The sequence below is a fragment of the Mammaliicoccus lentus genome (assembly GCF_002902755.1).
In the GTDB taxonomy this organism is placed as follows: domain Bacteria; phylum Bacillota; class Bacilli; order Staphylococcales; family Staphylococcaceae; genus Mammaliicoccus; species Mammaliicoccus lentus.
Genome location: NZ_PPRS01000010.1, coordinates 68,766 through 89,647, shown reverse-complemented (window position 1 = coordinate 89,647; position 20,882 = coordinate 68,766). Strand labels below are relative to the sequence as shown.

The window sequence follows — 20,882 nt, the reverse complement described above, 5'->3', positions numbered from 1 at the left end:
ATCATACATTACAAATCGTCAGAAACTTCAAAATATATAGATATTTTATGATATAATATTTCTAATTTCTTATATTAAGGGGGCTATTATGAATCAGACAAAGAGAAAAGTTTCTATTATTAATAGATTCTTAAACTTCATAGAAAAAGCAGGAAACCGATTGCCAGATCCAAGTATATTATTTTTCCTTTTATGTGTAGGATTAATTCTACTATCTTGGTTTGTATCTTTGTTCAATATAAAAGTAGAAAACCCAGGTACAGGAAAAACAGTAGAAGTAACAAATCTAATTTCTAGAGAAGGTTTTTCTAAAATATTAAGTGAATCTATAACAAACTTTTCCGAATTCCCAGCATTAGGCCTTGTACTTGCAGTTATGCTCGGAATAGGTGTAGCAGAAAAAACAGGATATTTTGATAAATTAATGATAATGATAGTTAATAAAGCACCTAAGAAAATTATAGTACCCATTATTATATTTGTAGGTATTATTGGGAATGCTGCTGGAGATGCAGCTCCAGTAGTTTTACCACCTTTGACGGCATTAGTTTTTATTAAACTTGGTTATCATCCGATAGCTGGTTTAGCGATGGCATATGCTTCTGCCTTAGGGGCGTTTGCAGCTAATTTAACTTTAGGTATGAGTGATGCGCTTGTTTATGCATTTACCAAACCAGCAGCTGAAATTATTAGCAAAGATATTTCGTTGAACGTAGCTATGAACTGGTATTTTATAGCAGCATCTTCTATCATTTTATTACCAGCAATTTATTTTGTAAGTATGAAAATTGTTATACCACGTCTAGGTACATATAGAGAAGAAACAGATAGTTCAAGTGATGATAATGAAATAACATCTAAAGAAAACAAAGCATTAAAGTTTGCTAATTGGAGTTTCTTTGCGGTTATAGTTATTTTATTAGCTTTATCAATACCTGAAAATGGCTGGCTAAGAAACGCTAAAACTGGAAGCTTAATCGAAGAATCACCACTAATGGATGGTGTTGGTATAATCATTCTTGTTGTTTTCTTTGTTCCCGGTTTTGTTTATGGAATTATGTCAGGTAAACTTAAAAATACAAAAGATTTAGGGAAAATGTTAACTGATTCAATGGCGACAATGGGAAGTTTTATCGTAATTGTATTTTTTGCTTCACAATTATTAGCGTATTTAAATTGGAGCAACCTAGGTGTAGTTATATCAGTTAAAGGCGCAGAATTATTACAAGGTCAAAATGGTGTAGTGTTAATAATAGGATTAATATTATTAAGTTGTTTAATTAACTTGCTAATAGGTAGCGCATCCGCAAAATGGGCGATATTAGCACCAATATTTATACCTATGTTTATGTTATTAGGATATCATCCCGCGTTTACACAGATGGTTTATCGTATAGGAGATTCAATCACAAATCCAATAACACCGATGATGCCTTACTTACCACTATTACTATCATATGCTCAAAAATATGATAAGAATATGAAACTTGGAACATTAATTTCTAGTTTAATGCCATATTCGATTGTATTGGCGATTGTTTGGCCTATATTTATGATTATATGGTTCTTACTAGGTTTACCATTAGGACCTGGTGGAGATATATATTGGAGTAAATAATAAGTTAAAATGTAGTCTCATTCTTTCTAGGATGAGGCTATGAAGTCTTTTTAGAAAAATGAGATTTCCTTCCCACTGCCATTTCAGTATTTCATAAGTAAAGCACTATATGGTACAATCACGAAGGGTATATATTTAATTTAATTAATTGAACTTACATATATTTTTAACGACAAAAAAGAAAAGGATGATTAAATGTCTCCATTAGTATTGAAACCCGTATTTAAAGAGCGTATTTGGGGAGGACGTAATTTAGAAAAAATGGGCTACGACATTCCTGATGGTAATATTGGGGAATGTTGGGGTATATCAGCGCATCAAAATGGACCTAATGTTATTGCCAATGGAGCTTACGAAGGTCAAACATTGGATAAGGTTTGGGAAGAACATCCTGAATTATTTGGAAATCCTTCAGAAAAGAAATTTCCATTGCTTACGAAAATATTAGATGCAAACCAAAAATTATCTGTACAAGTTCATCCAGATGATGAATATGCACACGAACATGAAAATGGTGAGTTTGGTAAAACTGAGTGCTGGTATGTTCTTGACGCAAAAGAAGACGCAGAAATTATATATGGAACTTATGCAAATTCGAAAGAACAGCTTGAAGAATATATTCAAAATGAAGATTGGGATCATTTATTCAAGCGCGTTAAAGTTGAAAAGGGGGACTTTTTCTATGTGCCAAGTGGTACAGTGCATGCAATCGGAGAAGGTATTATGATACTAGAAACGCAACAAAACTCAGATACTACTTACAGAATTTATGATTACGATAGAATTGAGCAAGATGGTAAGAAACGTGAATTACATCTTGATAAAAGTATTGATGTTATCAATATAGGACCAACAAGCCCAAATGTAGCACCTGTGAGAATAGATTCTGATGAACAAAAAGGTCAAATGCTTGTAGAAAGCGACTTTTTCACTGTTACGAAATGGCAAATAGAAGGTACATTTAACTTCAGAAAACCTAGAGATTATTGCTTAGTGAGTATTATTTCTGGGGAAGGTGAAATCATAACAGACGGAAATGTATATGAAGTGTCAACGGGAAGTCACCTCATATTAACGGCTGATGATTTAGATAATCACATTAACGGGCAACTAGAAGTTATAGTAAGTTACGTCTAGATAGGAGTTATACTAATATGAAAAAATTCTTATATTTATCACTTGTTTGTGCCGTTATAGCTGGTCTAGGAATATTTTTTGAACAGCCAAAATATCCAAATCCAGTGATACCATTTATCATTGCTTTAATTGGGCTAATATTAGCTATTAGTACTTTTAAAGATAAAGAAATAACAATGGGGTTGAAAATCGGAGGCGTTCTAGTTAATTTAATGCCAACATTAGCCGGTTTATCGTTAATACTTCAATAAATAGATTATTAGTTTTGTAATATACATTTAAACTGTCGTAAAGTTAATAACTTTGACGACAGTTTTTTTGTGCAGATTTAAATTGTTATATTGTCATTTATTTCAATTTTACAGTGTATTCTCATCATATAAATAAAAAAATTAATTGTCTTTAAAAGAATTTTTCTATAATTCTATTAATATAAATGAAATAAAACTGTAATATAAAATTGCGCCATAACAGTGTATAATTAGGAAGAATTAATATCTTTATATAAAAATGTAAGATAATGGAGGTAACTAATTTTGAAGAAGAAGACATTAACGGCATTTGTAGGTGCTTCTGTAGCAGTAGCTTTAACATCACAAAGTGCTGAAGCTGCATCATATAAAGTTAAGAGCGGAGACTCACTTTGGTTAATTGCTGAAAAACATAATACAACTATCGCAAAAATTAAAAGCTTAAACAAATTAAGCTCTAATCTAATTTTTCCGAATCAAATCATTCAAGTACCTGGTTCTTCTAGTTCGTCTAATACGAATACAGGATCGACTTCAACGTCATCAACAACATACTATACGGTTAAATCAGGGGATTCGTTATCAGTAATTGCTGGTAAATATGGCACAACATATCAAAAAATAATGTCTTTAAACGGGTTGAATAATACAATTATTTATCCTGGCCAAAAATTAAAAGTAAAAGGGACTTCTAGTAGTTCAAGTTCAAATAATACGGGTTCATCAAACACATCTACTAGTACAACTACTTATACGGTTAAATCAGGAGATTCATTATCAGTAATTGCTGCTAGATATGGTACAACATATCAAAAAATAATGTCTTTAAATGGTTTATCAAATTTCATTATTTATCCGGGACAAAAATTAAAAGTAAGTGGTTCAGTGTCAACAGGTGGTGGACAATCAAGCTCTAATAACACTGGTAGCTATACACCTCCTATGTTCTACCACCAAAATTTATATGATTGGGGTCAATGTACTTGGCACGTATTTAATCGACGTAAAGCAATCGGTAAACCAATAAGCACATATTGGTGGAATGCGAACAACTGGGCTAGCGCTGCAGCTAAAGATGGATATAGAGTAAATCATAAACCTGCTGTAGGTTCGATTTTACAATCTTCTGCTGGTTATTACGGTCATGTTTCGTTTGTTGAACGCATTAATAATGACGGTAGTATCCAAGTATCAGAAATGAATTTTACATCTTCACCAGGTGTATTAACATACAGAACTGTACCAGCTTCACTCGTACCAAGTTATAATTTTATACATTAATCTTGAACTGAGGCATATATAATGTCTCAGTTTTTACTTGTGTAAACATAGACACGGATGCTAATGTCTTATACAATGTTAATATTAATGTCATGTAAAAAATATGATTAGTATAATAAACGTCATATTTACATAGTAAATCGTTTAAAATTGATAATTATTTATAACAAGGAGTATACATATGTCTGAAGAAACAAACTACTTTTGGTTAAATTGTGGATATAATAGGTGGAATCATACAGAACCTCTAGAAGGACAAGTTGCAGTATTTGAATCGGGTGCAAGTTTTAATCCTACTCAAGGTTACCATGCCTTTAAGACGGCAAAACCTGGTGATAAAGTAATTTATTATCAAGTCCAAAATCAAGTGGGATTATTAGGATATGGGGAAATTATTGATGTTCAGACAGGCGGCAACCAAAAAGTAAGCATTCATTTTAAATTTGAAACTTCTTTAACAATGCTTTCAGTTGAATACTTAAAGAGAAGTGAACATTTAGAATTGCGTATTAAGCAACTAACGGATCAATTATTCAATCGTATATCTAAAGAAGAATTTGAATTAATTATTGGCCTAGGACAAGGAGAAATTAAAATACCTAGATATTTCTTACTTTCAGAAGAAATACAGTTTGAAGAAGATGAAACATATACTATTTTCACACATACAGTGAATGGTATTAAAAGAAATGGTTATATTTATTATACACAACTTGAAATCGGGGATCAGCTTGTATTCTTAAATAAAAACGCGAATCATTCTATTATTGGTATTGGTGAAGTTACAGATAGTATACATAAACTTCCACCACAACCAGGACGAACTGATTCAACTTGCATAACTATTAGATATGAAAAGGATATTAATCCTATAAGTGTAGCAGAACTAAATAGACATCAAACATTAAAAAAATTATATTTCTTACAAGAAAATTCTAAGCAATCTATAGCTAATTTAACAAAAGCTCAATATGATGCAATGATGGATATGAGTAGAGGTGAGTTTTCTCAAAATAATTCACAACAATATCAAGTCTCGATTCCACAAGAACAAGAAGATAAAAAAGATAAGCCAATTATATTAATGTTATGTGATAGTAAAGAAGAAGGTATAAAAAAAGCAAAACATTACGTAGAGCGCGAGCTTGCTAAAGGTATTTATACAACAGGACATCCAGATTTTTCTGAAGAAATGTTATACGGAAGGTATTTACCTAACGAAAGTGGAGCTCTATATTATCGTGAAGGATTTATCACGGGGCATATCACAAATTCAGAAAGAGAATGGCTTGTAATCGATCAATTTGAGCGAATAGACCCTGAAATATTCCAACTATTCCTAAATGTTTTAGATGGTCATGAAATGACACTACCTAGATATAATCATGATGGAAAAATGGTAAAATGGAGTTTAGAAAAAGACTCATTCTACCGCCATAATCCAAAATGGAGAATGATAGGTTTATGTTATGGGACAGTTGAAGATATAAAAAAACAATATTCACATCAATTTTTAAAACATTGTCGTGTAATACACGTTGGATAAATAAAATAAATTTTCATTGAAAAACACTATTTGTTTAATATCAAATGGTGTTTTTAATTTATAAGTGAAAAATTATCTTTTAAATTGATAGAATTTTCTGTAATATGATATATATAATTAAAATTGCTCTTATCAATAAACAACAAAGGGGACGTGTTTATGGACAAAATAGTAGCATTTTCAGATTGGTTATGGGGATATCCACTCGTAACTCTATTATTAGTATCTAGTTTATTTTTAACAATTTATTTAGGGTTTATACAGTTTAGACATTTTGGCTATATGATGAAACAAACATTTGGCAGTATTAATAAAAAACCTAAAGGTGAAGGAACGATTACACCGAGGCAAGCATTAACTTCTGCTTTATCTTCTACTGTTGGTGCAGCAAATATCGTAGGGGTACCTACAGCAATCATGATGGGTGGACCTGGTGCTGTATTTTGGATGATGGTTATTGCATTTTTAGGGATGGCTCTAAAGTATAGTGAAAACGTACTTGGTATACATTATCGAGAAAAGAATAGTAAAGGCGAATTTGTAGGGGGACCTACATACTATATGAAAAAAGGAATGAAAAATAAAAAAGTTGGAATAGTATTCGCTTTTATTTTTGCATTCGCGCTTATGTTGGAACTCATTCCGAGTATTATGGTGCAAGGAAATTCAGCAGCAAGCACGGTAGAAGATACATTCAATATCGATATGGGTTATACAGGAATCATTTTAGCTGTGTTAGCTGCTTTAGTTGTGTTTGGAGGTATTAAAAGAATTGCAACATTCACTGAAATGATTGTGCCGGTTATGGTTGGATTATATTGTATTATGGGTTTTATTATCATTTTAATGAACATTCAACATTTACCGGGAGTCATAGCGTTAGTAGTTGAAAAAGCTTTTAATCCTGATGCAGCATTAGGAGGTAGTTTTGGAGCTGCTTTAGCTACAACGGTTAGATGGGGATTTGCTCGAGGCATCTATTCAAACGAAGCAGGTTTAGGTACTTCTCCAATTGCTCACGCTGCTGCTAAGACAGATCATCCAGTGAGACAAGCTTTTTGGAGTGTAAGTGAAATAGTTGTTGATACTTTAATTATATGTAGTACAACAGCGTTTGTTGTATTAGTTTCAGACGTTTGGAAAGCAGATGATGCAAAAGAACAATCAGCTGCACTGACAGCTAGAGCTTTTAATGATGCATTTGGTACATTTGGAAGCTGGATTGTTTCTATATCAATGGTATTCTTTGTATTCTCTACTATAATTGTAGTTATTTATTATGGTTCAAGAATGGCAGAATATTTATTTGGATTAACAGCTGGATTTATTATGAAAATAGTATATGTTTTATCTATAGCGCTCGGTGCGTTTGGGGCAGGTACACAATTGTGGAATTTATTAGATATAGCGTTAGCATGCATTCTTATTCCCAATATTATAGCTGTTATTATGTTATCACCTAAAGTTAAAGACTTGACACGAGAATTTTTCACAAGCAAAGAATTTTATTTGAAAGATAAAAATAATAAAAACTGAAATAGTTTATTCCTTTTAGATTATAACGTTATCGTTATAATCTTTTTTTGTATTTAAAAAAATTGTAGATGTCTTCAAAAATAAACCTCTTTTGTATGTAGTCATATAAATTATTCTAATTTACACAAAATGTCAAATATTTTATTAAATTCCATATTGATGTTATTTAATTTCATGGTAAGATAATTTAATTAACTAATTTTTAGGAGGTTACAACAATGAGCACTCAATCTTATTCAGAAGCAATTACTTCATGTTCTGAATTCTTTGATTACCAAAATAAAATTGACAATATCTTTGTAGTAATTGAACAAAAGTATGGCTTAAAGAAACATGAATTTTTCTTCTTAATGAAATTAAATGAAGTGAAAGAAGTACACCTTAAAGATGCAATTGAAAAAGGATACATAAAGCAAAACAAATCTGCTCGTGCCATTAAGAGACTATTCGAAAAGAAATATATATTAAAAAACCGCTTAAAAACAGATGAAAGAGCAGTTATATTACGCTTTAACGATGATTATAAAGATGATTTTGAAGTGATAATGCAAGAAGTATTGGATATGTTAAATATAGCTTAGATTATAAATCTTTTTAATATTAATGAAATGCATTGTAAAAGTTAGTCAAAGGCTAACTTTTACAATGCATTTTTGTATTTATAATCAAATTATATTTTAAAATTTAATTTGTAAATTATGGTGGAAAGTTATACAATTTTAAATGTAAGCGCTTTATTATAGGGGATTAGTCATTATGGTAAAAGAATCTACAACAAAGAATATAAGTTTTGTATGGGCTATTGTTCCGTTTCTATTTATGATAGTAAGCATGCTCTATACTGTTGTTGTTTTAGAATTAGCACCTCATATTCCTTTAATGATAGGGACAGCTATAGCAGCGATAGTTGCCTATTATCATGGGCATACGTGGAAAGATATAGAAGAAATGATGTATAAGGGGATAAAATTAGCACTACCTGCGATTGTTATTATTATACTAGTCGGTTTAATCATTGGGGCATGGATAGGTGGCGGTATAGTTGCCACGATGATTTATTACGGTTTAAAGCTTATTACGCCTTCATTATTTTTAGTGACCATTGCTATTATATGCGCCATTGTATCTTTAGCAATTGGTAGTAGTTGGTCTACGATGGCCACAGTAGGCGTAGCCGGAATGGGTATAGGACTGAGTATGGATATTCCAGCGGGAATGATTGCTGGTGCTATCATATCAGGTTCTTATTTTGGTGATAAAATGAGCCCTTTATCTGACACCACAAATATAGCAGCTGGTTTAACTGGTACAAATCTATTCGATCATATTAAGCATATGTTCTATACAACTGTACCTGCTATTGTAATTTCGTTAATTGCTTTCTTTATACTCGGTAGACAATTTTCCGCAGGTGACATTAATCAAGGTAAAATTGATGCAATTAATAATGAAATGATTGATAAATTTGTCATTTCACCTTGGTTACTATTAGTACCACTGATTGTTATTATTTTAGTAGCCTTAAAAGTACCTGCAATACCTGCATTGGTAGTTGGTATTATTTTAGGATTTTTATCACAAATTTTTGTTCAAGGTGGAAGTATTCATGATAGCGTTCAAGCTTTACAAACAGGATATGTGTTAGAAACAAAGAATGAACTCGTAAAAGAACTATTTAATAGGGGTGGTTTGGAGTCAATGTTTTATACCATTTCTATGACAATTGTTGCGATGACATTTGGTGGAATACTCGAATATTCAGGTATGTTGAAGGCAATTATTACACAAGTTTTGAAAGTAGCTAAAGGTACTGGTGGACTAATCGCTTCTGTTATTATTTCATGTATTGGTACAAACGCTTCATGCTCAGAACAATATATTTCAATTGTTGTACCATCAAGAATGTATATTAATACGTTTTTAGAAAAGAGGTTACACCCTAAAAATTTATCTAGAGCTCTAGAAGATGGTGGAACAGTGACTTCAGTATTTTTCTTATGGAATACTTGTGGTGTGTTTATAGCTCAGACCTTAAATGTAAACGTATTGGAGTATGGGATGTATGCAGTATTTAATTATACGGTCCCAATCATATCTATAATATTTGGATACATAGGATTTAAAATTATAACAATTAACGAACAAGAATATAAACAATTTAAAGAAGCTCAATAACAATAATAACAGTCCAGGACATATATAAATGTCTCGGACTGTTTCATTATATAGGGATGGTATTATGAAGTCTTTTTAGCAAAATGATATTTCTGGTTCACTCCCTTATTAATTTAATGTTTCTTATAATCGTGTTATCTTAAAACTAAAGAAAGGAATAAGGTGATATTTATGGCTATAGTATACTATGACGGTGATTGTGGTTATTGTAATAGAGTAGTAATGTGGTTGATTCATCATAATATTCCAACGAGATTCCAATTTGCGCAATTAGAAGGGCAATATGGAGAGAACTTAATTAAAGCTCAACCTGAATTGAAAAATATAGACACAATTGTTGTAGTTGATAAATCACAAGTATTTACTAAAACAGATGCTATTATTCACTTATTGAATCAAATTAAGAAATATAAAATTTTTGCATTCCTATTGAAAATAGTGCCTCGTTTTCTTAGAAATCTAGGTTACGATTCATTTGCAAAAATAAGACATCGCATCCAATTTAAGCAAGCATGTAAACTACCAACTAAAGAAGAACGCCAGTATTTTTTAGATTAGTATTGCAATAGTTTTAGAGTGGTGGTATCCTTTTATGTAAACGGTTACACAAAAGGAAGTTGAACGAATGGCTACGATTAAAGAAGTTGCTAAATACGCTGGTGTCTCAGTGGCGACAGTTTCAAGAGCTCTTAATAGAAGTGGGTATGTCAAAGAAGAAACAAGAAAGAAGATTAATAAAGCGATCAAAGATTTAAATTACAGACCGAATGAAACAGCTCGGACATTGTATAAACGTAAATCTAAAATGATAGGTTTATTATTACCTGATATTAGCAATCCATTTTTCACGGTTGTCGCTAGAGGTGTTGAAGATGAAGCGATGGCTAAGGGTTATCACATCATTTTAGGTAATGGTGATGGAAATGAAGAAAAAGAATTAGCGTATATAAACACATTCAATGTGCATAATTGTAGTGGGATTATTGCATCACAATTATCTACTCAAGAAACATTTGATTCTTTTAAATCATATAATATGCCATTTGTTTTATTAGACAGAGTGTATGCCGACCATGAATTTGTTGAAACAAATCATTATAAAGGTGGACAGTTACAAGCTCAAGCCGTCATAAAAGGTTCGACAAAATCTGTTTTAATCATGCAACAAAACTTACAATATAAATCATTTAACGAAAGACTATCCGGTGCTAAATCTATTTTTGATGAAAAGAACATCCCTTACATTACTGTAGATGAACGTTTTCTCATTGAAGAAGATTTAGTATCGATGATTCATAAGCACAATATTGATAGTATTATTTGTAGTAATGATGTGAGCGCATTTGCTGTTATGCGTACTTTGTTACGTCATAAATTTAAAGTACCTTCTGATGTTCAAGTTGTAGGTTATGATGATATACCATTATCTCGTATGTATACACCAAGTTTAACTACAATTCATCAACCAGCATATTTAATAGGCAAAAAGGCTTGTCAACAGCTTATCAATCAACTAGAAGGTAAAGAAAGAGAACATCATCAAATATTAGACGTTAGTTTAATAGAACGACAATCGACGAGGAGAGAATAAAATGAAAAAGATTATGGTTATAGGAAGTATGTCTATAGATTTAGTAGTTTCAGCTTCAAAAAGACCTGAAAAAGGTGAAACAATATTAGGAGATAGTTTTTTCACTACACCAGGTGGAAAAGGCGCTAATCAAGCTGTGGCAGCAGCAAGATTAGGGGAAGAAGTATATTTAGTAGGGCGCATAGGAGATGATGATTTCGGGAAAGAAATTTATCAAAATCTACAAAATAACTACGTTTTAGTAGATGGTGTGGAACCCGTTACACAAATGCCGTCAGGTACTGCTCACATAACATTAGCTGAACAAGATAATAGTATCATTTTTGTTCCATCTGCCAATAACGAAGTAACACCTGAATATGTTGAGAAACATTTAGCACACCTTAATAAAGGTGACATCGTTCTTCTTCAACAAGAAATACCTAGTGAAACAGTTGAACATGTAATTGATTACTGTAAGGAAAATGAAATTACATCTATATTAAATCCAGCTCCTTTTAGAGAAGTTAGTGATAATGTAATTGAAAAAGCTGATTACTTAACTCCTAATGAAACAGAAAGTGACGGAATGTTTAAAGGAAATATGGATGAAGCGTTAGCAAAATATCCGAATAAATTGATTGTTACTTTAGGAGATAAAGGTGCAGTCTATCACGATGGTAACAAAAAGGTAGAAGTACCAGGTTATAAACGAGAAGTTAAAGATACTACTGGCGCAGGTGATACATTTAACGGTGCATTTGCAGTAGCGTTACAGAAAGAATTCAATCTAGAAAAAGCGTTAGATTTTGCAAACTTAGCAGCAAGTTATTCAGTAACAGGTATGGGTGCACAAGGTGGTATGCCTAAACTTTCAGAAATAGAGGGAGAATGGCATGTATAAAACAGGGATTTTAAACAGTGAAATATCTAAAGTATTAAGTGATCTTGGTCATACAGACAGAATAGTAATAGCAGATTGTGGTCTACCAATTCCAAAAGAAGTGAAGAAGATTGATTTAGCACTGTCTTTTGGTGTACCAAATTTTGAAAGCGTTTACGAAGAAGTGATGAAGCATATGTCGGTTCAAAAAATGATCGTTGCGGAAGAAATAAAAGAAGATAATGTTTCGCTTTTTGAAAAGATTACTCAATCTAATATTGATACAGAATATGTATCACATGAACGATTTAAAGAATTAACAAATGATACAGTCGCGATTATTAGAACTGGAGAAGCAACACCATTTGCAAATGTCATATTGGAAAGTGATGTTTTATTCTAAAGGAGGGTTACCATGTTACAGATGAAGAATATACATAAAGCTTTTGGACAAAATAAAGTGTTAACTGGGGTAGATTTTATTTTAAAGGAAGCTTCTGTACATGCATTGATGGGAGAAAACGGGGCAGGTAAATCTACGTTAATGAAAATTTTAGTAGGTATACACGGCAAAGATGAGGGTCAGATAATATACAAAGATGAAAATATTGAATATAAAGATGCACAAATGGCTGAAGAAGCAGGCATAACTTTTATACACCAAGAATTAAATATTTGGTCAGAATTAACAGTGTTAGAAAATTTGTTTATTGGTAAAGAAATTAGAAATAAATTTGGAATCTTAAACGAGAGACAGATGAAGAAAGAAGCAATGAAAGTATTTGAAAAGTTAAACTTTAAAATACCACTTAAAAAAGTTGCAGGAAAATGTTCTATTGGTGAACAACAAATGATAGAAATTGCTAAAGCATTGATGACGAACGCTAAAATAATCGTTATGGATGAACCAACAGCTGCTTTAACGGATAAAGAAATTAATCAATTGTTTAAGCTTATTAAAAGCTTGCAAAAACAAGGCGTTGCATTTGTGTATATTTCACATAGAATGGCAGAAATCTTTGAGATATCTGATGAGATAACTGTAATGAGAGATGGTAAAACAGTGTTATATAAAGAAACGAATGATACTAATTATGATGAGATAGTTAAATCAATGGTAGGTAGAGATTTAACAGAACAATTTCCGAAAAGAACTGTTTCACCTGGTAATATCATCATGGACGTTAAATCGTTAAATAATGATGAACATCAAATTAAAGATATATCATTTTCATTAAGAAAAGGAGAAATTTTTGGTGTTAGTGGACTAATGGGGGCTGGCAGAACTGAAATAATGCGAAGTTTATTCGGCATAGATAAAGGCAGTAAAGACATTACGATTAACGGTAAAAAAGTTTCCATTAATTCACCAGAAGACGCTATGAAAAACGGAATTGGGTTTATTACTGAGAACAGAAAGGACGAAGGTCTGATATTAGATTTCTCTATTGAAGATAATATGGTTTTACCTTCTTTAGAAAGCTTTTCCAATAAAGGCTTTACGAAAGAAAAGTCTGTTCATATATTTGCTGATCAAATGAGTAAACGACTAAATATTAAAACAAATAGAAAAGCACTTGTTTCTTCACTTTCCGGTGGTAATCAACAGAAAGTAGTTTTAGCTAAATGGATTGGTACGGGTGCACAAGTTTTAATACTAGATGAACCGACTAGAGGTATTGATGTTGGAGCAAAGAGAGAAATTTATCAATTAATGAACGAATTAACTGAGCGCGGTGTTTCTATTATAATGATTTCTTCAGAATTACCAGAAGTTATCGGTATGAGTGATAGAGTCTTAGTTGTACAAGAAGGAGAAATAAAGGGACAAGTTGAAGCGGAACAAATTACAGAAGAAAATATTATGACATTGGCTACAGGAGGGGAATTAAATGCAACAGTTAACAGCTAAATCATCATTGTTAGAAAAAATTATACCATTTATAGGATTGATTCTTTTAGTGGTTGTTATAAGTGTTTTAAATACTGCATTTTTAGATTTATCGAATTTACTTAACTTATTGAGACAAGTATCTATTAACGGTTTAATTGCTTTTGGTATGACGTTTGTTATTTTGACAGGTGGTATAGATTTATCAGTAGGGTCTATATTAGCTTTATCAAGTGCATTTACAGCAATTTTAATTACGAGTGGTCTTGATCCAATTGTAGCTTTAATTGTTGGTGTATTAGGAGGATTTTTACTAGGGGTATTTAACGGTGTTTTGGTTACTTTCGGTAGCATGGCGCCATTTATTGCAACATTGGCAACTATGACAATTTTTAGAGGATTAACGTTAGTTATTACAGATGGTAATCCTATAACAGACTTAGGTGATAGTTATTTATTCCAATTGTTTGGTAAAGGTTATTTCTTTGGTATACCAGTACCGGCAATAACGATGATTATCGTATTTATTGTATTGGCAATTATTCTACAGAAGACAACTTTTGGTAGACATACATATGCCATCGGGGGAAATGAAGTAGCTTCTAAAATTTCAGGAATCAAAGTTAATAAAGTAAAAATCTTAATTTATGGTATATCTGGTTTAATGTCAGCTTTAGCTGGAGCAATATTAACATCACGTCTAAATTCAGCTCAACCGACTGCTGGTACTTCATATGAACTAGATGCCATAGCAGCAGTAGTGTTAGGTGGAACGTCTTTAACAGGTGGTAAAGGGCGTATCGTTGGTACACTAATTGGTGTACTTATTATCGGCGTGTTGAATAATGGATTGAACTTATTAGGTGTATCTTCATTCTATCAACAAGTAGTAAAAGGTATTGTTATATTAATTGCTGTTCTTATAGATCGTAAAAAATAATTAACAAAGTGAGGGATAAATGATGAAGAAATTTTTAATACTTTTTCTTTCGTTGGTAGTGTTTTTATCAGCATGTTCGTTAGAATCTCCATTAAAAAAAGACAATGGTAGTAAAACGAATAAAAAGAAATCAGATATTACAATAGGGGTAAGTGTTTCGACTTTAAATAATCCATTTTTTGTTTCAATTAAAGAAGGACTTCAAAAAGAGGCTAAAAAGCAAGGTATGAATGTTAAAGTAGTAGATGCGAGGGATGATTCTGCTAAACAAACAAATGATATAGAAGACTTAGTTCAACAACAGGTTGATTATTTAGTTGTGAATCCAACTGATTCAAGTGCCATTTCTAGTGCAGTTCAATCTGCTAACAATGAAGGTATTCCAGTTATTACTTTAGATAGATCAGTTGATAAAGGTGATGTCGCTACATTTATTGCTTCGGATAATATAGAAGGCGGTAAGATGGGTGGCAAATTTATCTTAGATGAATTAGGTGAAAATGCTAAAGTCGCTGAATTAGAAGGTGTACCTGGCGCAAGTGCTACTAGAGAAAGAGGAAAAGGATTCCATGAAGTAGCAGATAAATCATTAGATGTTATCGCAAAGCAAAGCGCTAAATTTGATCGTGCAGAAGGGCTCAATGTCACTCAAAACATATTACAAGCTCATCCAGGTGTTAAAGCAATATTCTCTCATAACGATGAGATGGCTTTAGGAGCAATAGAAGCGGTAGGCGATAAAGATATACTCGTTGTAGGATTTGACGGAAATGAAGATGCGATGCAATCTATTAAAGAAGGTAAGTTAGATGCAACAATCGCTCAGCAACCTGAAAAAATGGGACAAGAATCAGTAAATTCAGTATTGAAACTGATGGAAGGTAAAAAAGTAGATAAAGAAATTAAAGTACCACTTAAACTCGAAAAATCTAAATAAATGTTTATTTTATGGTGAATAAGGTAAAAGACTAATGTAGTCTTTTACCTTAATTTATTTGAGAAAAAAACTTTTAGAATTTGCAACTTATTTATAATGATTCTAAATAAGTGTGTAAATAGCGTTGACAGATTAGAATGATTATAATATAATAGTTATTGTAATCAAAAGAGACCAAATAACAAACAAATCTTAGAGGAGTGTAATAAATGAATAACAATAAAGAAGTAATTGAAGTATTAAACAAACAAGTAGCAGAATGGACAGTACTTTTCACTAAACTACACAATTATCATTGGTATGTAAAAGGACCAAACTTCTTCTCACTACACGAAAAATTTGAAGAATTATACAATGAAGCAAGTGTATATATCGACGACATTGCTGAACGTATTTTAGCAATCGATGGTAACCCAATCGCTACTTTACAAGAAGCTTTAGAATGGTCAGAAGTTAAAGAAGCAGAGAAAAATCTATCAGCTAACCAAATGGTAGAACAATTATCAAAAGACTTCACAACTGTAATTGGACAATTAGAAGAAGGTATTCAATTAGCGGAAAAATTAGATGACGAAATGACAGGAGACATGTTATTAGGTATGGTAACAAGTCTTGAAAAACACAACTGGATGCTTAAATCATTCTTAGGATAATAAAATATAAATGAGGTAGTTTAATTAAATCTATCTCATTATCAAGCACCGGCTTATTGAGAATTCTCAATAAGCCGGTGCTTTTTTATTATTAAAGAATGTAGAATATTTGATGTATATAGTTTTGCTTGTTGACACGTTTGGTAAGAAGTGACAATAAAGGCACTGTTGTTGACACGTTTGGTAAGAAGTGACAATAAAGGCACTGTTGTTGACACGTTTGATGAGAAGTGACAATAAAGGCACTGTTGTTGACACGTTTGATGAGAAATGACAATAAAGGTACTGTTATTGACACGTTTGGTAAGAAATGACAATAAGGGACCTGAATATTGCAAGACGAGGTTCACGTGTAACATAGCGACCTTGAATGTAACAACGTTATAAAAAAGAACCTGGGACATAACTAATTGTCCCAGGCTCTCTTTTTGTATTGGCAGTAGCTGACTGGTACGAAAATGCGCTTATATCAAGCTTTTTTCATACCTAGTCATCTTTGCCGGGGTGGACTACGAAATCTTTTTAATAAAATGAGATTTCTGTCCCACTCCCTACTAATATATTCTCTTTATTATTCAGCGATTTCTAAAGCAATTTCCATCATTTGAGTAAATGAATTTTGTCTTTCTTCTGCTGTTGTTGCTTCGTCTCTTAATAAGTGGTCACTAACTGTAAAGATACCTAGTGCTTTTTTACCGGCATCAGCAGCATTTATGTATAAACCTGCTGATTCCATTTCAACACCTAAAATACCTAATCTTGCCCATTTACTTGTTACTTCTGTGTCTGCATTATAGAAAATATCACTTGAGAAGATATTACCTACATGAGTAGTTGCTCCAATTTCGTCTGCTTTATTTTTAGCGCTTGATACTAAACCGAAGTCAGCAATTGGTGCGAAGTAACCTGGTACGTTGAATTGGTCAACATAGCGAGAATTAGTAGATGCACCTTGTGCAATAATAATATCATATAAATTGATATTCTCTTGCATAGCACCGCATGATCCAATTCGGATAATCGTTTCTACATCAAAGAAATTATATAGTTCATAAGAATAAATACCGATTGAAGCGATACCCATACCTGAGCCCATAACCGATACTTCTTTTCCTTTATATGTACCTGTGTATCCTAACATATTTCTTACATCGTTGAATTGTTCAACATTTTCTAAAAAGTTTTCAGCAATAAATTTAGCACGTAATGGATCCCCAGGCATTAGTACAGTTTTTGCAATTTTTACACCATTTGGTTGAATATGCGGTGTCCCTTGTGTCATAACTATCTTCTCCTTTAAAAATAAAAGTTTTTTCAATTTAAAGATAACATTTGTTTCAATTTTTTGCGAATTTTTGTACGATTAAGTTGAAAGAAAGTGGTGAATGGAGATGGATTTACAAAAAAATAAAGACAGCATACGCGTAGCAAAACTATATTATGAAGATAGTTTAAGTCAAGAAGCAATAGCTCAAAAGCTTAATATCTCTAGACCAACTGTATCGAGATTATTGAATCACGCGAAAGAACATGGGTTTGTCAAAGTAACAATTGAAGATCCATATCAAGATGCTGAAAGTTTAGCTTCACTATTAAAAGCTAAATACCAATTGAAAGATTGTATTGTTGAACATGCATCGCATAATGATTATTTAAACGTACAAAGTGCTATTGGAAAGCGTACCGCGGAATATTTAAATACTATTGTTAAAGATGGAGATAATATTGGCATTAGTTGGGGTAAAACAATGTATCAAGTGTCTCAATTTTTACAGTCTACACATTTAAAGGATATTGGTGTAATACAACTTAAAGGTGGTATTAGTTTTTCTCATATAGACACAAGAAGCCATCAAATCCTTGAAAGGTTTGCACAAGCTTATAATGCGACACCCAGAGATTTGCCTCTACCAGTTATATTTGATGTGAAAGAAGTTAAGCAAATGGTAGAAAAAGATAGACACATCCAATCTATTTTAGAACAAGGAAGACAAGTTAATATCGCTTTGTTTACAGTAGGAACAGTTAGAGATTCTTCTTTATTATTTAAATTAGGATTTTTTAACGATGAAGAAAAAGAGAGAATTAAACACTCAGCTGTGGGAGATATTTGCTCACGCTTTTATAACGAGCAAGGGGAAGTTGCAGATCAAGCTATAAATGACCGAACGATAGGTATTGAATTAGATGCTCTAAAAGAAATTGAAAATTCTATTTTAGTAGCTGGAGGAGACCACAAAATTTCTGCTATACGTGGTGCTTTAGAAGGTCGTTTAAGTAATATATTGATCACTGATCAATATACAGCACAAGCATTATTAGATTTATGAACAAAATTTCTTATATCATTTTACATTTGTTCAAAGCTTGTTTATAATATAGTTAAAGATAGAATATACGAGGAGGATTCACTATGACATTAGCAAAATATATCGATCACACAGCTTTAAAACCAGACACAACACTGGAACAAATTGATGCTTTATTAGAAGAAGCGAAAGAATATGGATTTAAATCTGTATGTATTAATCCAACACATGTTGCACATGCACGAAAAGCATTAGAAAGTACAGATGTATTAGTTTGTACAGTAATTGGGTTCCCTTTAGGGGCAACAACAAGTGAAGTGAAGGCTTTTGAAACAGAAGACGCTATTAAAAAAGGTGCACAAGAAGTAGACATGGTCATCAATATTGGTGCGCTTAAAGACGGTCGTGATGAAGAAGTTAAACGTGATATTGAAAGTGTTGTAGCAGCAGCAAATGGTGTAACAACTAAAGTAATTATTGAAACTTGTTTATTAACAGAAGATGAGAAAGTTAGAGCATGTGAATTAGCTCTTGCTGCAGGTGCAGATTTCGTTAAAACATCAACTGGATTCTCATCAGGTGGCGCAACTGCAGAAGATATCAAATTAATGAGAGAAACAGTTGGTCCTGATTTAGGCGTTAAAGCTTCAGGTGGTATCCGTTCATACGAAGATGTTAAGACGATGATTGATAATGGTGCAACTCGTATTGGTGCTTCAGCAGGTGTGAAAATATTAAAAGGTGAATCATCTGATTCAGATTATTAAAATTAAAGGTACGTTTATGTACCTTTAATCTTTTGAAATACAAGTAAGCGTATTCATAAACAGGAGGGTTTCATTATGAGAATGGTAGATGTTATAGCTAAGAAACGAGACGGGAAAGAATTAACGAAAGAAGAAATTGAATTTTTCATTAAAGGGTATACTGATGGAGAAATACCTGATTATCAAGCTTCAAGTTTTGCAATGGCGACATATTTCCAAGATATGACTGATAACGAGCGTGCATATTTAACGATGGCAATGGTTGAATCAGGCGATCAAATTGATTTATCTGAAATTGAAGGTATTAAAGTGGATAAACATTCAACAGGTGGAGTGGGAGATACAACTACTTTAGTATTGGCTCCTTTAGTAGCTGCATTAGATATACCTGTAGCAAAAATGAGTGGCCGAGGATTAGGTCACACTGGCGGTACAATAGATAAATTAGAAGCGGTTGAAGGTTTCCATGTAGAAATATCAGAACAAGAATTTATTGATTTAGTAAATAGAGATAAAGTAGCTGTTATTGGTCAAACTGGAAACTTAACACCAGCAGATAAAAAGCTTTATGGTCTACGTGATGTTACTGGAACAGTTAACTCTATCCCACTTATTGCGTCATCTATAATGAGTAAGAAAATTGCAGCTGGAGCAGATGCGATTGTTTTAGATGTGAAGACGGGTGCTGGTGCGTTTATGAAAACGCTAGAAGACTCAGAATTATTAGCGCATGCAATGGTGAAAATAGGGAATAATGTAGGGCGAAATACTATGGCTATTATTTCTGATATGAGTCAACCATTAGGAAGAGCAATTGGCAATGGACTTGAAGTGAAAGAAGCAATAGAAACGTTAAGAGGTGAAGGACCTGAAGATTTAACAGAACTTGTATTAACTTTAGGATCTCAAATGGTTGTTTTAGCTAAAAAAGCTGAGAATTTAGATGAGGCACGAGAAAAATTACAAGAAGTTATCCAAAACGGTAAAGCACTTGAGAAGTTTAAAGTATTCCTTGAAAACCAAGGCGGAGATGGTTCGGTAGTTGATGATGTTTCTAAATTACCTCAAGCTCAACATACATTTGAAGTAAAGGCGAAAAAATCTGGATATGTATCTAACATTGTAGCTGATGAGATTGGTGTTGCTTCAATGCTTTTAGGGGCAGGAAGAGCTACAAAAGATGATATAATTGACTTAGCCGTTGGTTTAGTATTAAATAAAAAAGTTGGAGATAAAGTTGAAGAAGGAGAATCACTTGTAACAATCTATGCAAATCAAGAAGATATTAAAGATGTTGAAGAGAAAATTTTAAATAACATTGATATTTCTGATGAACAAGTGAAACCGACTTTAATCCATAAAGTGATTACAGATTAGGAGTGTGTCAA

At 32.4% G+C, this 20,882-nt stretch carries 20 protein-coding genes; 19 read left to right on the top strand and 1 reads right to left on the bottom strand.

Annotated features, from left to right (window positions below; translation table 11 throughout):
- The first annotated feature begins 88 nt into the window (after positions 1 to 88).
- The 16 genes from CD135_RS05405 to CD135_RS05330 all read left to right on the top strand — a co-directional run bounded on the left by CD135_RS05405 (position 89) and on the right by CD135_RS05330 (position 16,418).
- On the top strand, positions 89 to 1,618 hold the full coding sequence (locus tag CD135_RS05405; RefSeq protein ID WP_103268961.1) for an AbgT family transporter: 1,530 nt from the start codon (positions 89 to 91) through the stop codon (positions 1,616 to 1,618).
- A gap of 195 nt (positions 1,619 to 1,813) precedes the next feature.
- Entirely contained in the window at positions 1,814 to 2,755 is a 942-nt protein-coding gene (gene manA / locus CD135_RS05400; protein ID WP_070044874.1) for a mannose-6-phosphate isomerase, class I, read from the top strand.
- Positions 2,756 to 2,772: 17 nt separating this feature from the next.
- Positions 2,773 to 3,006, top strand: a complete 234-nt coding sequence (locus CD135_RS05395) for a hypothetical protein (RefSeq protein ID WP_016998851.1) — start codon at positions 2,773 to 2,775, stop codon at positions 3,004 to 3,006.
- Between the two features lie 285 nt (positions 3,007 to 3,291).
- Positions 3,292 to 4,287, top strand: a complete 996-nt coding sequence (locus tag CD135_RS05390) for a LysM peptidoglycan-binding domain-containing protein (protein ID WP_016998852.1) — start codon at positions 3,292 to 3,294, stop codon at positions 4,285 to 4,287.
- Between the two features lie 181 nt (positions 4,288 to 4,468).
- Positions 4,469 to 5,833: an EVE domain-containing protein gene (locus CD135_RS05385; RefSeq protein WP_103268960.1), complete on the top strand. Its 1,365-nt coding sequence runs from the start codon at positions 4,469 to 4,471 to the stop codon at positions 5,831 to 5,833.
- A 159-nt stretch (positions 5,834 to 5,992) separates the two neighbouring features.
- Positions 5,993 to 7,369 (top strand): alanine/glycine:cation symporter family protein, encoded by a 1,377-nt coding sequence (locus tag CD135_RS05380; RefSeq protein ID WP_103268959.1) that lies wholly within the window; start codon positions 5,993 to 5,995, stop codon positions 7,367 to 7,369.
- A gap of 218 nt (positions 7,370 to 7,587) precedes the next feature.
- Positions 7,588 to 7,950, top strand: coding sequence for a transcriptional regulator, SarA/Rot family (locus CD135_RS05375; RefSeq protein ID WP_103268958.1), 363 nt, complete (start codon positions 7,588 to 7,590; stop codon positions 7,948 to 7,950).
- A gap of 175 nt (positions 7,951 to 8,125) precedes the next feature.
- On the top strand, positions 8,126 to 9,544 hold the full coding sequence (nhaC, locus tag CD135_RS05370; protein ID WP_103268957.1) for a Na+/H+ antiporter NhaC: 1,419 nt from the start codon (positions 8,126 to 8,128) through the stop codon (positions 9,542 to 9,544).
- 171 nt (positions 9,545 to 9,715) lie between these two features.
- Positions 9,716 to 10,102, top strand: coding sequence for a thiol-disulfide oxidoreductase DCC family protein (locus CD135_RS05365; RefSeq protein WP_016998856.1), 387 nt, complete (start codon positions 9,716 to 9,718; stop codon positions 10,100 to 10,102).
- Between the two features lie 67 nt (positions 10,103 to 10,169).
- Positions 10,170 to 11,135, top strand: coding sequence for a LacI family DNA-binding transcriptional regulator (locus CD135_RS05360; RefSeq protein ID WP_103268956.1), 966 nt, complete (start codon positions 10,170 to 10,172; stop codon positions 11,133 to 11,135).
- A gap of 1 nt (position 11,136) precedes the next feature.
- Positions 11,137 to 12,018 carry a ribokinase gene (rbsK, locus tag CD135_RS05355; RefSeq protein WP_016998858.1) on the top strand — a complete coding sequence of 294 codons (882 nt, stop codon included), beginning with the start codon at positions 11,137 to 11,139 and terminating at the stop codon, positions 12,016 to 12,018.
- The gene (gene rbsD / locus CD135_RS05350; protein ID WP_016998859.1) at positions 12,011 to 12,400 is read left to right on the top strand and encodes a D-ribose pyranase; all 390 of its coding nucleotides are present in this window, start codon (positions 12,011 to 12,013) and stop codon (positions 12,398 to 12,400) included. Before rbsK ends, rbsD begins: the two co-directional genes overlap by 8 nt.
- Before the next feature lie 12 nt (positions 12,401 to 12,412).
- Entirely contained in the window at positions 12,413 to 13,909 is a 1,497-nt protein-coding gene (locus tag CD135_RS05345; RefSeq protein ID WP_103268955.1) for a sugar ABC transporter ATP-binding protein, read from the top strand.
- Positions 13,890 to 14,828: an ABC transporter permease gene (locus CD135_RS05340; RefSeq protein WP_103268954.1), complete on the top strand. Its 939-nt coding sequence runs from the start codon at positions 13,890 to 13,892 to the stop codon at positions 14,826 to 14,828. The genes CD135_RS05345 and CD135_RS05340 overlap by 20 nt, the downstream gene beginning before the upstream one ends.
- 22 nt (positions 14,829 to 14,850) lie before the next feature.
- A complete protein-coding gene (locus tag CD135_RS05335) occupies positions 14,851 to 15,765 on the top strand; it encodes a D-ribose ABC transporter substrate-binding protein (RefSeq protein ID WP_026023602.1) in 915 nt (304 codons plus the stop codon).
- Between the two features lie 209 nt (positions 15,766 to 15,974).
- Positions 15,975 to 16,418 (top strand): Dps family protein, encoded by a 444-nt coding sequence (locus CD135_RS05330; RefSeq protein ID WP_016998863.1) that lies wholly within the window; start codon positions 15,975 to 15,977, stop codon positions 16,416 to 16,418.
- A gap of 571 nt (positions 16,419 to 16,989) precedes the next feature.
- On the opposite strand, the gene deoD is transcribed toward CD135_RS05330, so the two are convergent.
- Positions 16,990 to 17,700 carry a purine-nucleoside phosphorylase gene (gene deoD, locus CD135_RS05325; protein WP_103268953.1) on the bottom strand — a complete coding sequence of 237 codons (711 nt, stop codon included), beginning with the start codon at positions 17,698 to 17,700 and terminating at the stop codon, positions 16,990 to 16,992.
- Positions 17,701 to 17,809: 109 nt separating this feature from the next.
- On the opposite strand from deoD, the gene CD135_RS05320 reads away from it, so the two are divergent.
- From CD135_RS05320 to CD135_RS05310, 3 genes are all read left to right on the top strand, one after another.
- A complete protein-coding gene (locus CD135_RS05320; RefSeq protein WP_103268952.1) occupies positions 17,810 to 18,748 on the top strand; it encodes a sugar-binding transcriptional regulator in 939 nt (312 codons plus the stop codon).
- Positions 18,749 to 18,831: 83 nt separating this feature from the next.
- Entirely contained in the window at positions 18,832 to 19,494 is a 663-nt protein-coding gene (gene deoC, locus CD135_RS05315; protein ID WP_103268951.1) for a deoxyribose-phosphate aldolase, read from the top strand.
- A gap of 75 nt (positions 19,495 to 19,569) precedes the next feature.
- Complete coding sequence (locus CD135_RS05310; protein ID WP_016998867.1) at positions 19,570 to 20,871, top strand: pyrimidine-nucleoside phosphorylase; 1,302 nt, start codon at positions 19,570 to 19,572, stop codon at positions 20,869 to 20,871.
- Positions 20,872 to 20,882: the final 11 nt, after the last annotated feature.

Excerpts from the sequence above, each read along its gene's own strand:
- CD135_RS05405 (WP_103268961.1), top strand. The coding sequence starts at position 89 with ATGAATCAGACAAAGAGAAAAGTTTCTATTATTAATAGATTCTTAAAC.
- manA (WP_070044874.1), top strand. The coding sequence starts at position 1,814 with ATGTCTCCATTAGTATTGAAACCCGTATTTAAAGAGCGTATTTGGGGA.
- CD135_RS05395 (WP_016998851.1), top strand. The coding sequence starts at position 2,773 with ATGAAAAAATTCTTATATTTATCACTTGTTTGTGCCGTTATAGCTGGT.
- CD135_RS05385 (WP_103268960.1), top strand. The coding sequence starts at position 4,469 with ATGTCTGAAGAAACAAACTACTTTTGGTTAAATTGTGGATATAATAGG.
- CD135_RS05380 (WP_103268959.1), top strand. The coding sequence starts at position 5,993 with ATGGACAAAATAGTAGCATTTTCAGATTGGTTATGGGGATATCCACTC.
- CD135_RS05375 (WP_103268958.1), top strand. The coding sequence starts at position 7,588 with ATGAGCACTCAATCTTATTCAGAAGCAATTACTTCATGTTCTGAATTC.
- nhaC (WP_103268957.1), top strand. The coding sequence starts at position 8,126 with ATGGTAAAAGAATCTACAACAAAGAATATAAGTTTTGTATGGGCTATT.
- CD135_RS05365 (WP_016998856.1), top strand. The coding sequence starts at position 9,716 with ATGGCTATAGTATACTATGACGGTGATTGTGGTTATTGTAATAGAGTA.
- CD135_RS05360 (WP_103268956.1), top strand. The coding sequence starts at position 10,170 with ATGGCTACGATTAAAGAAGTTGCTAAATACGCTGGTGTCTCAGTGGCG.
- rbsK (WP_016998858.1), top strand. The coding sequence starts at position 11,137 with ATGAAAAAGATTATGGTTATAGGAAGTATGTCTATAGATTTAGTAGTT.
- rbsD (WP_016998859.1), top strand. The coding sequence starts at position 12,011 with ATGTATAAAACAGGGATTTTAAACAGTGAAATATCTAAAGTATTAAGT.
- CD135_RS05345 (WP_103268955.1), top strand. The coding sequence starts at position 12,413 with ATGTTACAGATGAAGAATATACATAAAGCTTTTGGACAAAATAAAGTG.
- CD135_RS05340 (WP_103268954.1), top strand. The coding sequence starts at position 13,890 with ATGCAACAGTTAACAGCTAAATCATCATTGTTAGAAAAAATTATACCA.
- CD135_RS05335 (WP_026023602.1), top strand. The coding sequence starts at position 14,851 with ATGAAGAAATTTTTAATACTTTTTCTTTCGTTGGTAGTGTTTTTATCA.
- CD135_RS05330 (WP_016998863.1), top strand. The coding sequence starts at position 15,975 with ATGAATAACAATAAAGAAGTAATTGAAGTATTAAACAAACAAGTAGCA.
- deoD (WP_103268953.1), bottom strand. The coding sequence starts at position 17,700 with ATGACACAAGGGACACCGCATATTCAACCAAATGGTGTAAAAATTGCA.
- CD135_RS05320 (WP_103268952.1), top strand. The coding sequence starts at position 17,810 with ATGGATTTACAAAAAAATAAAGACAGCATACGCGTAGCAAAACTATAT.
- deoC (WP_103268951.1), top strand. The coding sequence starts at position 18,832 with ATGACATTAGCAAAATATATCGATCACACAGCTTTAAAACCAGACACA.
- CD135_RS05310 (WP_016998867.1), top strand. The coding sequence starts at position 19,570 with ATGAGAATGGTAGATGTTATAGCTAAGAAACGAGACGGGAAAGAATTA.